At 56.5% G+C, this 14317-nt stretch carries 11 protein-coding genes and 1 pseudogene; 7 read left to right on the forward strand and 5 right to left on the reverse strand.

Annotation, left to right across the window (positions count from 1 at the left end):
- Positions 1-55 precede the first annotated feature (55 nt).
- Both DOM58_RS09070 and DOM58_RS09075 read left to right on the forward strand, forming a co-directional pair.
- On the forward strand, positions 56-1612 hold the full coding sequence (locus tag DOM58_RS09070; RefSeq protein ID WP_110692568.1) for a DUF6883 domain-containing protein: 1557 nt from the start codon (positions 56-58) through the stop codon (positions 1610-1612).
- A 301-nt stretch (positions 1613-1913) separates the two neighbouring features.
- Positions 1914-2285, forward strand: a pseudogene (locus DOM58_RS09075) (GMP synthase (glutamine-hydrolyzing)); the annotation flags it as partial.
- A gap of 155 nt (positions 2286-2440) precedes the next feature.
- On the opposite strand, the gene DOM58_RS09080 reads toward DOM58_RS09075, so the two are convergent.
- Both DOM58_RS09080 and DOM58_RS09085 read right to left on the reverse strand, forming a co-directional pair.
- Positions 2441-3439: a DUF262 domain-containing protein gene (locus DOM58_RS09080; protein ID WP_110692569.1), complete on the reverse strand. Its 999-nt coding sequence runs from the start codon at positions 3437-3439 to the stop codon at positions 2441-2443.
- On the reverse strand, positions 3440-4054 hold the full coding sequence (locus DOM58_RS09085) for a hypothetical protein (RefSeq protein WP_110692570.1): 615 nt from the start codon (positions 4052-4054) through the stop codon (positions 3440-3442).
- A 1184-nt stretch (positions 4055-5238) separates the two neighbouring features.
- On the opposite strand from DOM58_RS09085, the gene DOM58_RS09095 reads away from it, so the two are divergent.
- Together DOM58_RS09095 and DOM58_RS09100 are read left to right on the forward strand one after the other, a co-directional pair.
- On the forward strand, positions 5239-6222 hold the full coding sequence (locus DOM58_RS09095; RefSeq protein ID WP_110692571.1) for a DUF1852 domain-containing protein: 984 nt from the start codon (positions 5239-5241) through the stop codon (positions 6220-6222).
- A gap of 81 nt (positions 6223-6303) precedes the next feature.
- A complete protein-coding gene (locus DOM58_RS09100; RefSeq protein ID WP_110692572.1) occupies positions 6304-7335 on the forward strand; it encodes a methionine synthase in 1032 nt (343 codons plus the stop codon).
- 115 nt (positions 7336-7450) lie between these two features.
- On the opposite strand, the gene DOM58_RS09105 is transcribed toward DOM58_RS09100, so the two are convergent.
- Complete coding sequence (locus DOM58_RS09105; protein WP_110692573.1) at positions 7451-7861, reverse strand: GNAT family N-acetyltransferase; 411 nt, start codon at positions 7859-7861, stop codon at positions 7451-7453.
- Positions 7862-8001: 140 nt separating this feature from the next.
- Entirely contained in the window at positions 8002-8913 is a 912-nt protein-coding gene (locus DOM58_RS09110) for a LysR family transcriptional regulator (RefSeq protein ID WP_110692574.1), read from the reverse strand.
- A gap of 154 nt (positions 8914-9067) precedes the next feature.
- On the opposite strand from DOM58_RS09110, the gene DOM58_RS09115 reads away from it, so the two are divergent.
- A complete protein-coding gene (locus DOM58_RS09115) occupies positions 9068-10096 on the forward strand; it encodes a zinc-dependent alcohol dehydrogenase family protein (RefSeq protein WP_245392207.1) in 1029 nt (342 codons plus the stop codon).
- Between the two features lie 346 nt (positions 10097-10442).
- Positions 10443-10919: an NYN domain-containing protein gene (locus DOM58_RS09120; protein WP_110692576.1), complete on the forward strand. Its 477-nt coding sequence runs from the start codon at positions 10443-10445 to the stop codon at positions 10917-10919.
- A 210-nt stretch (positions 10920-11129) separates the two neighbouring features.
- Here DOM58_RS09120 and DOM58_RS09125 read toward each other — a convergent pair whose 3' ends face one another.
- Positions 11130-12653 carry a DUF2252 domain-containing protein gene (locus DOM58_RS09125; protein ID WP_110692577.1) on the reverse strand — a complete coding sequence of 508 codons (1524 nt, stop codon included), beginning with the start codon at positions 12651-12653 and terminating at the stop codon, positions 11130-11132.
- Positions 12654-13046: 393 nt separating this feature from the next.
- Here DOM58_RS09125 and lldD point away from each other — a divergent pair, with 393 nt between their 5' ends.
- On the forward strand, positions 13047-14243 hold the full coding sequence (lldD, locus tag DOM58_RS09130) for an FMN-dependent L-lactate dehydrogenase LldD (RefSeq protein WP_110692578.1): 1197 nt from the start codon (positions 13047-13049) through the stop codon (positions 14241-14243).
- Positions 14244-14317: the final 74 nt, after the last annotated feature.

Here is a 14317-nt window from a genome sequence, read left to right on the forward strand (position 1 = left end):
ATTAAACTTGCATCGACGGCGCGGATAAAACCTTGGACTACATCGGTGGCACAGCATGGCTGCAGATTCATTAGAGGTCGTACCCGTTGCTTTTCTGTTCGTCGCTCCTCTTAGTTCTGAAGAGGCAGAGGAGTGGCTGGACGAGGCATTCCTTCGTGCGCTGAAAGTTGCCGATCCGGACGATACGGTGGAGACACGGGTCTATCGTGGCGGTGTGCTGCTGGCGCAGCTCTCCTATAAAGTCGCAGCGATCGAAGCTAAGCCTGCCAAGCTCCAAAAATCTGATAGCCTCACGACCTCCCAGACCAGCCGAATCGAGCATGCTGACCAGGGTCTTTATGCCACCCTCGTTGGAGATTTTGTTGAGTCGAGCCTTGAGCGTTGGCATACGGTAGACCGGAAGAGCTTTTGGGACAAAGTCGGTCGCCGTTCACTCGACGCCACGTTCGTGCCAGCGCTTGCGCCGGATATCGCCGCACGGATGGACCAGGAGCTGCGCTCCCATCCACTCTATATTGGCGCTATTTCGCCTGATATAGGCAATCCGCTTCACCGCTATCTATTTATTGAGGTGATGTTCAAAGATGCATTTCTTCGTAGTGGCCGCGTATATGTGGAAGGCGGTTATCCTGGAACGGTTGATGCCGACTTCATTGGTGCTGAGGAATTTTCTCCCTCTGGGCTGGGTATCGTTCCCTACGATCAGTTCAATAATGCCGCGCCACCGCTCGTTCTTCCTGCAGCTCTTAGTGCCCGTGGCCTAGTCAGCAAAATGAGGATGGAGCGACGGATGTCGCTCGATGTTCATCAGAAGGTCATGCACGACTTAAGTTTTAGCAGGTCACTACGCGATCTTGGTCGGGAGTTCGAGTGGAACCTTTCTCAGCTCCCCGATGCACTGGAAGAGGTCAATGTGCAGGCCTGTAAGATTGCAGACTATCTTCTCAATCCTGACCATGAGGGCAACCGGGGCAAGGCGAAATTCTTTGAAGATCACCTTGGGATCACCAAATCTGACTGGGCCTATCTCCATAGCCAGCTTGTGGACGGTCTTGGTCATGCCACGTATGAAGATGTGCGAATTGATGCTTATGGTGTACGCTTTACGGCGAGCCTGCCAATTATTGGAAAGAATGAGGATACTGCGACTATCGAAACAGGCTGGATTGTGCGCCCCGGTGAGCGTGCCTCATTTGTTACCGCCTACCCTGGCAAGAAGAATACTGAGCTTGAAGAGAAGGCTAGTCCGCCGCCGCTGGTCTACGATCGCCTGAAAGGTGACGCATGCTGGCAAGAGCTGTACGGCCTTGCGCATGCTGCCGGTTTGGAGGCTATGAAGGCGTGTGTACCCAAGCCACTTGTTGTAGAAAATCAGGTCTATATGGAGGGGGATTGTGGCGGCGCCACTATCGTTCTTGAAGATGGACGAAAGTCGTTCGCGCGCTGGCTCAAAAAGAATGGACATGGCTACCGCCACTACAAATCCGGCCACGTAATTTCTGCTGAACGCATCGGACAGTCGGCCGAGAGTGCAATGGCATATGCGAAAGCCTTTTCACGAGTGCTGCGCCGCAACGGTATAGGTTGCCATTCTGAAATATATTACTCCTGAGTGTCTTTTCAAACGTAAAATTTTCAACTCCCATGAATGATGTAAGGGGACAAGGCGATTGAAATTGATCATCCAGTCGCCACATTTAGAAAAATTAAGGGTGTTCCGAACGTTTCAGCTATGAACGTGATATAAAGTATTGCGGCACCGAACAGCCGGTAACCTTTCTGTAACGCATGCATGTTGATTATCGCACTCTTCCAGAGCTGCCGTCGCGATGCTCTCCCAGCGGAAACCGTTTGTGTGCCACTTTCTCCGCGGGGGGCCGCTGCTTGTATTGGGGCGGTGAGTCTAGGCCGGTAGGCTAGGTGTTAAGTTCGGCCTGCTCTATGACATGGTTTAACGCTAGCCCTTTCTGGGGCCCGAACCCGGTCGCTCGCATTCTCGGCGAAGTAAAAAAGGAGTACGCCGACTGGTACCGTACGACCTGCCATGTCTCGCCGTGTTTATGCCGATGAGATCCGTCGGCGTGGCCGGCGGCGACCGCCGCGACGAAGGGGTCATCGCCATTCGCGCCGTCGAAATCGTAGATTTCATGACCGCCCGTTGGGCGCATCTACCGTATGAGCTGCTAAAGAAAGTCTCTGGACGCATCATCAACGAGATCAGCGGTGCGTCGCGTGTGACGTACGACGTGAGCAGAAAGCCGCCGGTGACGACCGAGTGGAAGTAAGTCACAAGATTAAGAGTTTTTATGAAACCCGCCGGAGGCGGGTTTTGAAGTTAAAGTTTTGAAGCTGAAAGTAAAAAACTCTAGGTCTTACATAGCATTCCTAGCGCTAGAGGACCTGACTGGTATAATATTTTTACTCTAGCTGACGCCCTCGTTTAAGCATCTAAGTCTGTGCACATCTTTCTGAAAAGCCTGGCTCTTGTAACTCTGGCTTTTCTATTATTTGTTCCTTGGTACATATAAGAATAGTATTCTCCGAACTCATTTCCCGAATTGTTTTTGTTTGACATTACTTTTTCCTCAAGTTCGTCAAGTCTTTTTCTGAAATTGTTTTTGAGGTATTTTCCGTTTAATGATATTTCCACCACTAAAGTAAAGAAGTTGGATTTTCTGAACCACATGGAATCTTTTGGAAGATCAAGTGATTTTATGTACTCAAGCGTCTCTACTAGCGATTTTTTGACCGCTTCGCCATTTTTGTACTCTTCGTTGAATTTCTCTATCATTGGTTCTACTTCCGCATCTTGTGAAAAATACCCCCCTGTTTCTAACGTTGCGATAACTAATAATATAAAATGCAAGTCAGCCATTCTTGAGAATTCATTCTCGCGAAAAACTCCGAAGATTGAAAGCTCAGTATGGTCTATAATTTCCTTGGCTGTTGAAATTAATGCGCCATCATATACCGCATTATGTATTTCGATGCTATCAAGCTTAAATTTAGTCAGGTTGATCCTTCGGAATACTTCTTTAACAGTGTCGTCGTCGATCTTGCCCAAATCCCTAACGACAATTTCGTAAGATAAAAAATCGGATTTCTCATCATCAGAAAGCTCGGAATAAGCTTTTATTTTCGAAAGTGGCTTTTGAAAAAAATTGGAAATGTAGTTTCGGATGGTCGTTAGGCGCTGTTGACCATCAATCACATGCCTAACCGTCTTCATGGCTTCAATGTCAATGCTGCCACTTGATACATATATTTCAGGGAAGGGAAATCCCTTAAGAATTGTGTCCAGAAACTCTTCTTGGTGCGGTTGTGTCCAAACAAATCTTCTTTGAAAATCCGGTGCCAACTTCAGAAGACCGGCATCGATCTCGTTGTAGAGCGTTGCAATGGTGGGGTTCGTCACGGAAGGTCGGATTTGTTTGCTCATTTAGGCATTTTCCGGTAAGGTGATGTTTTGTTGCATATACTTTACGGAGTTTGTTGAATACTTTTCTAAGTACATGTGGTTTCTGAAAATTCCAGCATTTACTTTATAGTCTCCGGCTTCCGACCTGCCATAAGATATAGAGTTAAAAAACTCGAACCAATCATTTTTGAATGAGGACATTTGAAGATGTTGTGGTATTAAGTCCGGTCTAACCCAACCTATAGCCATAAACTTCAAAAACCGGTGGTACTTTTTCAGTTGTTCGTTATGGAAAGTGATTTGAGCGTTTTTTCTAGCATACTCTAACTCCATTCCCATTTGAAAAACCTTTTCCCATAACTCTTCTGATACTATAGCTATATCAACGTCTGAGTCTAAAGAGAAATGTGTTTTTTTAATGGGGCTAAATCCCAGTTTGGCAGATCCGACTAAAAGAATTTCAGTGTGATGAATTGTAAATTTTTGACATATTCTCTCTTTGAAGTTATAGAGTTCCTCTTCTCTTTCATAAAACAGGTAAGGCGTGCCGTGCAAAATTTTGCGTATGGCGAAGTCTCTCAACGCAGTCTCATTATCTACGCACCTAAGCTCTTCTAAAAATTCTTCCAGTGCCATGCGATTGTAGCCATAAAAGTTGTTTTCAGGAAGTTGGCATAAATCGTACGAAATATCAATACCCTTCTTTTTGGGTCAGAGGTAATAGATGTATATATCTATATGTAACGCGCTTGTCATGCTACACTGTTAATTTTAGCTTGATTTGGTTAAGCGCATGCTGATCTTAGCGCACATGCGGCAGTCCGCTTTTAGCATAGACGCCCCCCTGAGTAAACGTAGATCTTCGATGCCCCAAAATATCCTTAAAGTTCACTTCAGCAGTAACTTTCCTCGCGTACGGCTCACTAGAGACGACCGTTAGTAACGACCCGGCAAGTGTGTTATTACCAGCCCATTACTAAATAGGTAAGGAGATATCAGACGCTAAAAATCAGAATTTCTCTTTTGATCGCTAAAGAAGTGTGACGACGAGCGCCTTTAAGAGCCTGCATGCACTTTAAGAGAACGTTGATTAATGAGCTTCAACACACTTGCCGCCCTCATGGGCACTTGCGCTTCGATGAGCTGTCGGACCGCGCGGGCTGTGTCGGCTGGTTGCAGGGCGATGGCACGATAGCCGTTAGTGAAGACAACGGTCTCGTCGTCGTAGCCAATCCAAAATCGCCGGCGCACTGGGTCGCACAGTTGGCCCCGGAAGGTTCAAAAACGTCTTCCACCACGAGGAGTTGGCTGAAGAGGCGACTATTAAGGGGTTCTTAGTCGTTCGACAGGAAGGTCGCCGTGCGGTGCGCCGTAAAGTCCAGCACTACAATCTCGGTACCATCATCTCCATCGGATAACGCGCCAATTCTCGATATGCGGTTCGTATCCACTAATGGGCGACGCGAGTTCTCCGAGAACATCTCAACCAGGGCTGGATGCTACACCAGCAGCGCTTCGAGGCGAATTCGCTGAAGCGGCTCCGCCAAGGCGGTTGGGACTTCGGTATCACGCTCGATGCGGAGCCGTCCTTGATACTGAAACCACACCAACACTCGCTTCATGCCGCATCATGAGCCTGATTCATCTTGGCCTGAAATCATATCGCTTTTCATGCATCCAGCCTCTCTGGCATAAAGAGTGCATCCGCTTCGCTGACAGCCGCCATGAGCCTGTCGGTCGATACGCCAGATATTGCATTGATGGGCGCTGGGCCTTCTGACGGTGCCAGCGCCTCTCTATTACCAGGGTGCCTGTTCGCGATGAGTCACGATTTCACATTCGATATCAAGAGCGTGCGGTTCGACGAGCATTACCGTCCGGCCGAGAACACGCGCACGACCACCAACTTCGCCAACCTGGCAAGAGGAGAGCGTCGCGAGGAAAACCTGCGCAATACCCTGACCATGATCGACAATCGTTTCAACGCGCTGGCGCATTGGGACAACCCCAAGGCGGATCGCTACGCCGTCGAGCTGGACATCATCACCGGCGAGCTGAGCGTGGGGGCTGAGGATGAGGACGACACCTTCCCGGCGATCGAGATGCTCAAGACGACGATCATCGATAAGCACACCGGCAAGCGTATTCCGGGCATGGTAGGGAACAACTTCTCCTCCTACGTGCGCGACTACGACTTCAGCGTGTGGCTGTCGGAGCACAACCAGGATCGAGCTGAGTTCGGTATCCCCGAAGGGTTCGGTGATCTGCACGGCAAGCTGTTCAAGCGGTTTGTCGAGTCCGACGCTTACCAGGCTTCCTTCAGCAAGGCGCCGGTCATCTGCCTCAGTGTCTCCAGCAGCAAGGTCTATAGCCAGACCGACAATCGCCACCCGGTGTTAGGCGTGGAGTACGAAAACGACGAGTCCTCGCTGACGGACTTCTACTTCGGCAAGATGGGCCTGCAGGTGCGCTACTTCATGCCGCCGCATGCCGTCGCGCCGCTGGCGTTCTATTTCTCCGGCGATCTGCTGGCCGATTACACCGATCTCGAGCTGATCAGCGCCATCAGCACCATGGAAACGTTCCAGAAGATCTATCGCCCCGAGATCTACAACGCCAATTCGTTGGCAGGCAAGATCTACCAGCCCAGCCTGAAGCATCAGGACTACTCGCTGACGCGTATCGTCTACGACCGCGAAGAGCGCGGCCAGCTGGCCGTCGAGCAGGGCAAGTTCACCGAGCGGCACTTCATCAAGCCCTACCGCCATGTACTCGAGCAGTGGTCGGCCAACTACTCCCTTTGATCGACTCGTTCCAACGACTCTTTTTGGTCAACCCGTTACAACGACATTCTTTGATCAACCCGTTATTAAGGTCATTTTTGTATGAAGACTTTGTTGCCCACGTCGACGGCCGGTAGCCTGCCCAAACCCGCCTGGCTGGCCCAGCCCGAGACGCTCTGGTCGCCGTGGAAACTGCAGGACGAGGAGCTGGCCGAGGGCAAACAGGATGCGCTTCGGGTCTGCCTGCACGATCAGCGGCGGGCCGGGATCGATATCGTCAGCGACGGCGAACAGACGCGTCAGCACTTCGTCACCACTTTCATCGAGCACTTGAGCGGCGTCGATTTCGAGCAGCGCGAGATCGTCAAGATCCGTGACCGATACGACGCCAGCGTGCCGTCGGTGGTCGGCCCCGTGGCGCGGGAGAAGCCGGTTTTCGTGGAGGATGCCAAATTCCTGCGCCAGCAGACCGACCAACCGATCAAGTGGGCGCTGCCCGGCCCGATGACCATGGTCGATACGCTCTATGACGGCCACTACAAGAGCCGCGAAAAGCTGGCCTGGGAGTTCGCCAGGATTCTCAACCAGGAAGCCCGCGACCTGGCCGCCGCCGGCGTAGACATCATTCAGTTCGATGAGCCCGCCTTCAACGTCTTCTTCGACGAAGTGAACGACTGGGGCATCGCCGCGCTGGAAAAAGCCATCGAAGGGGTCGAGTGTGAGACCGCCGTGCATATCTGTTACGGCTACGGTATCAAGGCCAACACCGACTGGAAGAAGACCTTGGGGTCGGAGTGGCGCCAGTACGAAGAGATCTTCCCCAAGCTGCAAGCGTCGAACATCGATATCGTCTCGCTGGAGTGCCAGAACTCTCACGTGCCAATGGAGCTGATCGAGCTGATCCGCGGCAAGAAGGTGATGGTCGGGGCGATCGACGTGGCCACCAACACCATCGAAACCCCGGAAGAGGTCGCCGAGACGCTGCGCAAGGCGCTCAAGTTCGTCGATGCCGACAAGCTCTACCCGTGTACCAATTGTGGCATGACGCCCTTGTCTCGCCGGGTAGCCCAAGGCAAGCTCAGCGCTCTGAGTGCTGGCGCGGAGATCGTTCGGAAGGAGCTCGCGGTTCGATAGCGGCGTCCTGTTCGGCGACGGCGACTTCGATCTGTTGCTCGGATAACGTGTCGATGCGATGCCTTCGATCATCGCTTGTGGCCCAGCATTGCGCGAAGAATGATCGCCCCGATTGTCAGATCAGCGGCTTGTGCATGAGGTAAAGATCGTCGTGCGGATACTGAACGATGCCAGTGTGCTGCCATCCGTGTCGGGTGTAGAGGTTGTGGCTGTCTTTCGTCGTCAAATAGATCATCTTTTCACCTAGTCGTCGCGCCGCCTGTTCCACCGCCCGAATCAGCAAGCCGGCGACGCCGTTGCCACTGTGATCGGGATGAACGAAGAGGGCGGCGAGCCAAGGCCGGAGATCAGGTCGAAGCTCGCAGTCGTCTTCGAATAGGCTCGTCATGCCGATTGGTCGGTCATTGATGTGGGCAACGAACGTGAGCGGGATTTCCTGATCACGGGCCGATCGCCTGAAGCGCTCCAGAGTGCTTACGGGTGTGCGCGTCGAACCGACACCCGGCCTTAGGTCCAGGCCGCACAAGCATCGATAAAGTCTGGCTTATCAACGAGCGAGCTGATTGTCACAGGCATGGAGATCTTCAGGATTCATTCTCTGAGAAGTTGGAAAAGCACGTTCCCACCGGTATTTCCGCCATAATCCACGCTTGCGCTATTGTTGTTTTAGCTGTGAGAGTCGTTGGTTTGCGGCTCGGTCATGAAATCGACGAAAGCTCTTAACGCGCTGGGCATGTGCTCGCGGTGCGGATAGTAGAGGTAGAATCCTGGAATCGACGGCGTCCATGAAGAGAGGACGCGCACCAGCTCACCGCTGTCGAAATAGGGTTGCAGGTGATTTCCGGGTAGATAGGCGAGTCCGGTGCCTTCCAGAACCGTCGCGACGATCAGGCTGGTGTCATTGAGGGTCAAGGCGTGGCGAACCTGTAGGTCGAAGCGTCTATCGCCCTCCTGAAAGGTCCAGGCATACAAGGCGTTAGAGTCACTCCAGCGGTAGTTGATGCAGACGTGCTCGTGAAGATCTGCCGGGACCTCCGGTGGCGAGTGTCGAGCGAAGTAGCTTGGTGCACCTACCACGGCCATGTTCAGTGCCGGCGTCAATTGTCTGGCGACCATCTCCTGTTGCAAGCGTTCGCCCGAGCGAATGCCCGCATCGAAGCCTTGCGAGACGATATCGGTCAGCGTGTCGTCGATGACGAGATCCACATCGATACGAGGATAGCGCTCCAGGAAGGCCCGAAGTCGTGGCACTAGCACCAGCTGGGCCGCGATGCGCGGCAAATTGATCCGGATCGTGCCTTGCGGTGACGTCTGAAACGCTGCCGATTCACGCACGGCCTGCCGGATATCGCTGATCGCCGGCTCCACACGCTCCAGTAGCCGTTCGCCTGCCTGGGTAAGCGATACGCTACGGGTGGTGCGACTCAAGACTCTGACGCCCAGCCGCGTCTCCAGTGAGCGGATGGTGTGACTCACCGCCGATGGTGACATTCCCAGGTGTGATGCAGCACGGCGGAAACTCTGCGATCTGGCAACCTCCATGAATGCGATGAGTTCGGCAATCTCCTTTCCGTTCATATCGTGTTTCCGTTCATATCGTGTTTCCGCTCATATTGCTGCCTCTCATTCATCACTGTGTGTCGATTGATGCGTATTATAGTGCGCTCGCCGTCGTGGGATAGTCTCGCCACGCTGTCGACGACGACCGTCGGCACCCCTTGATGGAGCCAACATGATGAAAACGATACGGCGTTGGGAGATGGACGCGATCGGTCGTGAGAGACTGACACTGGCCACCTGCGAGAAGCCACGCCCCGCGGCGGGCGAGGTACTGGTCAGGGTGGCGGCCGTCTCGCTCAACCACCGCGACAAGATGGTGATCGAGAGTGGCAGGGGGCTGTCGCTGGTTTATCCCTTCACGCCCGGTTCCGACATGGCCGGCACCATTGTCGAACTGGGGGAGCAAGTGAAGGGGTTTGCCGAGGGAGATCGGGTCATCTCCGTGTTCACGCCCGACTGGATCGATGGGCGTCGACCGGGTAATGCGCGAACACCGGCCTATCGTACTTTGGGCGGATTCTACCCCGGCGTTCTAAGCGAATACGTGACCATGCCTGCCGCCTGGCTGGTTCATGCGCCGCGCACTCTGGATGATGCCCAGGCCAGTACCTTGCCCTGCGCCGGGCTGACGGCCTGGTTTGCGCTCGTTGAGAGAGCCGGCGTCAAGGCTGGCGATCGGGTGCTGATTCCGGGTACCGGTGGCGTGGCGCTATTCGGTCTGCTCATCGCGAAGATGAGCGGGGCAGAGGTGATCGTTGCCACCCAACCGGAGAAAGGTGAACGGGCGTTGGCGCTGGGAGCCGATCATTGGGTGGATCGTTCCCGCGATGACTGGATGGAAGCGGTATACGCGCTGACCGATGACGAGGGCGTGGATCATGTGCTCGACGTGGTTGGTGGCGATAATCTCGGCGTCTCCGTCCAACTGGCTGCCGTGGGTGGGCACGTATGCCAGATCGGGGCGTTGGCCGGATTCGATATCGCCTCCCCAGCCATGCCGCTGATGCTCAAGGACGTCACGATCCACGGTATCGGCACCGGTAGCCGGCGAGCGCTCGAGCGCTTCGTGCGGGCGGTGGATCAAGCCCGGCTCGAGCCGGTCATCGAGGCGCGCTATACCTTTGCCGAGCTGCCTCAGGCGCTGGATCATCTGGACCGCAGGCCGTTTGGCAAGATCGTGATCGACGTGCATGGCGACTGAGATCGGTGCGGTGGGGCGCGGGTCTATGAAACCGGCTTGCTCATGCGGCGTCTGACGACATTACGGCTCGAGCGCGTCGCGGAATGGTGGCGCCATCCACGGAGCCTCAAGATCAGGCGTCGTCTCCTTGCGTTGGCGGATCGATATCCGCGTGTCTGGCTGCGCAGGTCCCATGGGACGGGGTGCGTTCGCCAGTGACCATCGCCCCCCTCGTCAATCCGGGTGTGAAGCGTTGCACGTCAGCCTTTCCTTCTGATCGCATCAGGCGCCCGGCACGGTACCATGCACGTAAGCCGACGCCCGCCTTCCGAGACCGGCGCCTCACTGCCTGCCGGGAATCCCTGCCATGACGACCGTTGCCATCTTCGTCGACACCCAGAACGTCTACTACACCGTGCGTGATGCCTACGCCAAACAGTTCGACTATCGCCGGTTCTGGGCGAAGGCGACGGCGGGCCGGGAGGTGCTGACCGCCCGCTGCTACGCCACCGATAAAGGCGACGCCAAGCAGCGCGGCTTTCAAAATACGCTGCGAACGATCGGCTTCGAAGTGAAGCTGAAGCCGTTCATCCAGCGTGCGGATGGGTCCGCCAAGGGCGACTGGGACGTCGGCATCACGCTCGATGCCATTGAGTTCGCGGCGCTGGCGGACGTCATCGTGCTGGTTTCCGGCGACGGCGACTTCGACCTGCTGGCGCGGAAAATCCGCGAGGTGCATGGCAAGCGCGTCGAGGTTTACGGCGTACCTCGGCTCACCGCCAATTCCCTCATCAATGCCGCGAGCCAGTTCATACCCATCGAGGGCGATCTGCTGTTGGGTTGAGCTGGCGCCGGCAATTGGCGGCCGGTGTCATCGAGCGAAACGTGAATGCCTCTATTTTAGCCGAGCTGATTGTCACCGGCATGGAATGCTCCACGAACGACCGAGGAATTCTCGACGGTTCTCGGTTGATAGTGCCAACGCCAAATCGAACTGCTCAGGAATCCTTACTCGTTCGATGACATCGGTGGGCCACCGCGCATCGCCGTCTCCTCACCGATGCACCCAGTCCAGATGCTCGAACGCGCCGCGGGCGTGATCCTCGCGGAATATCGCGTGATCGCGGCGCACGCGGTCGGCGGATTCGGTGGCAAATTCCACCATGTCTTCGATGAATAGTGCCGCCGGGCCGATGGCGTCGACGATCGCAGGCTCGACGTCGTAGTCGATCCTGCCGGACTCATCGGAGAGGGCGTGCACGCGGGCGAGCACCCCGCCGCAGATACGGGCGTACTCCTTCCACTCGCTCTTGGAGAGATCGTCGAGGTCGATATCGTCCCGGAACGGGGCGCGCTCCCGCGACATGTAGCTCTGCCCGTCGAAGCGAGCATGACCATAGAAGACATCGCCGCGCACGAGATGGACGGCCTGGGCATGGCTGATGCGCTCGGCAAGCGTGTCCATCTCGTAGACGGAAGGCGGTACCAGGCCGGAAAGGGCGGATCGCCGGGCCTGCTTGTACTCGATGATCAGGTCGTCCGTGCCGTCGCGTTGTGGGCCTTCGATCAGCACGTAGTAGCGGTTGAGCCCCAGCGAGGCGGTGCCCTGGTCGAGACGTATCGCCACGTCCTTCACGTGCATACCATTCTTATCTCGCTCTCGGGCACGTGCCGGCACGTCGATGTGGTTCTCCTCGATCAGCCGGTCGGTAATCGCCTGGAATTCGTCCCGGCGCGACGAGATCGGTATCAGCTTCTTGGTCGGGCGGAACCCGCTGCGTGTCTCGTCGAGATAGTCATCCATCAGCCACTCGGCGCGATTTTCGTCGGCGTCCTCGAATAGCTTGCGAATCAGCTTGGGGGCGTTGTCGAAGCGCATCTCTTCGTCCTGCTCGTGGCCGTCGCGGGCCAGGCGCTGCATCGCGTCGATGTAACCCTTCACGAAGTGGCGCACGACCTTGATCCGGTGCTTGTGCTTGAGCTCGCCTTCGGTTTCCGCGGCGATCATGAAGCCGACCGCGCCGCGCTTGATGTCCCAGGTGAAGGGGGCGTAATAGGCCTCGTCGAAATCGTTGACCGAGAAAATCGGCACGTTACTGGCGTTGGGCATGACGCCGAAGTTCTCGGGATGAACGTCGCCGAGCGCCAGCACGGTCGGCATCCAGGCATCGTCGCCGGCCATGTCGCGATAGAACAGCAACGCGGTGCCGCGAAAGAACGAGAACAGCGAATCCGACAGCTTGGCGAACTTGACGCCGGCTTCTTCGGAGCCGTTGGCGATGCGGGTCTGGTGATCTTCGCGCAGCGTCTGGCGCACGTGCCGACGACGCTCGAAGCCCGTCAGTACGCGCGGGCGCAGCACGAATTCGCCGTCGGCCACGGCTTCTGCCAGACGTTTGAACGTCTCGAAACGCGTCGCGACTTCGGGGGCCGGTTCCTTGGGCGCGGGTTCCTCAGATGAGTGCCGCTCCAGCGCCGCCGCCAGTTCTTCCTTGCTCATGGAAGAGCGTCCCGGGATATCACGCTGCTGAGCGCGTTCGTAAAGCGCTTGGCGCGTGGGGTTCGCTTGCTGGGTCATGGGCGCTCCTTGCCTGTCCGGTTTGCGTCTGATGTCGATGGATCGTGATGTGTCCAGCATGCCCGAGTTGAAGGGACAACGCATGTTTGCCCCTTGCAGCAGCGAAGGCGCCAGGTATCCGTCGAAGGAGCACCTCGGCGGACAATGTTCGACTAAAGTCACGATCTCCCGTCCGCTTTTCTGCGAGGGGAGTTGATACGCTACGTTCAAACGGTCTCTTTCTCATCGCCGTCTGCGGCGAGCGTCTTTTTCATCGCTCGCGAACCGAGCGTTTCTTTTCACCGCTCCCGAATCGAGCGTCTCTTTCATCGCTCGCGAACCGAGCGTTTCTTTTCACCGCTCCCGAATCGAGCGTCTCTTTCATCGCTCCCGAATCGAGCGTAAGGCGAATCCATGATCATTTCAGGCCCTTCCGATTACCGGCGCGCCGCTCAGCGGCGTGTTCCCCGGTTTCTGTTCGACTATCTCGACGGCGGTGCGGTGACCGAAAGCACCATGCGCGGCAACGTCGAGGCACTGCAGGCGATTCCGCTACGCCAGCGGGTGCTGCAGGGCGGCGGCACGCCGACGCTTGAAACCGACGTGCTCGGTAGCCGTTGGAAGATGCCCGTGGCGTTGGCGCCGGTCGGCGCCACCGGGATGTATGCCCGTCGCGGGGAAGTGCAGGCGGCGCGCGCGGCGGAGAAAGCGGGTGTTCCTTACACGCTCTCGACGGTGTCGGTCTGCTCGATCGAGGAGGTCGCGAAAGGCGCCCAGGGCGAGCTGTGGTCCCAGCTCTACGTGCTCAAGGATCGTGGGTTCATGCAGAACGCGCTGGAGCGTGCCTGGGCAGCCGGCATGAAGACGCTGGTGTTCACGGTCGACATGCCGCTGCCGGGCTCGCGCTATCGCGACCGCCACTCCGGCATGTCCGGACCTCACGCCAAACTTCGCCAGGCAGCTCAGGCGTTGATGCATCCCCGATGGGCATTCGATGTCGCGTTCAAGGGCAAGCCGCTGTCGTTCGGCAATATCGAAGCCTACACCGGCCGCCAGATGAACATGGACGACTACATGGGCTTTCTGGCCAAGAACTTCGACCCCTCCATCAGCTGGAGCGAGCTGGAGTGGATTCGGGACAGCTGGAAGGGAGACCTGATCATCAAGGGATTGCTGGACCAGGAAGATGCGCGGGATGCGGTACGCATGGGCGCCGACGGGATCATCGTCTCCAATCACGGCGGGCGCCAGCTCGACGGCGCGATCCCCACCGCCCAGGCGCTGCCACGTATCGTCGAGGCGGTCGGGGACGAACTGACGGTGCTGGCAGATTCCGGCGTTCGCTCCGGTCTCGATGTGGTCAGGATGCTGGCGCTGGGCGCGAAAGGGGTGCTGCTCGGCCGCGCTTACGCCTACGCGCTGGCGGCCGAAGGGGAGCGGGGCGTCTCGCATCTGCTCGAGCTGATCGCCGCCGACATGCGCGTGACCATGACGCTGATCGGGGCCCATTCGCCGGCGGATATCAGCGCCGATCATCTGGAATCGGTCGCGAAAAAGCTGAAGAGCGAGCAGCGCCCTGCGGTCGCGGAGCCAGATACAGCGGCGTTCTGACTGGTGGCGCTCGCGGGCGAGCGGTAATTCGCTGGTCGTCGACGCCAGTGCTCGGTAGACGACGTCAGCGAAGT

The sequence above is a fragment of the Salinicola halophyticus genome, assembly GCF_003206695.1.
Classification (GTDB): domain Bacteria; phylum Pseudomonadota; class Gammaproteobacteria; order Pseudomonadales; family Halomonadaceae; genus Salinicola; species Salinicola halophyticus.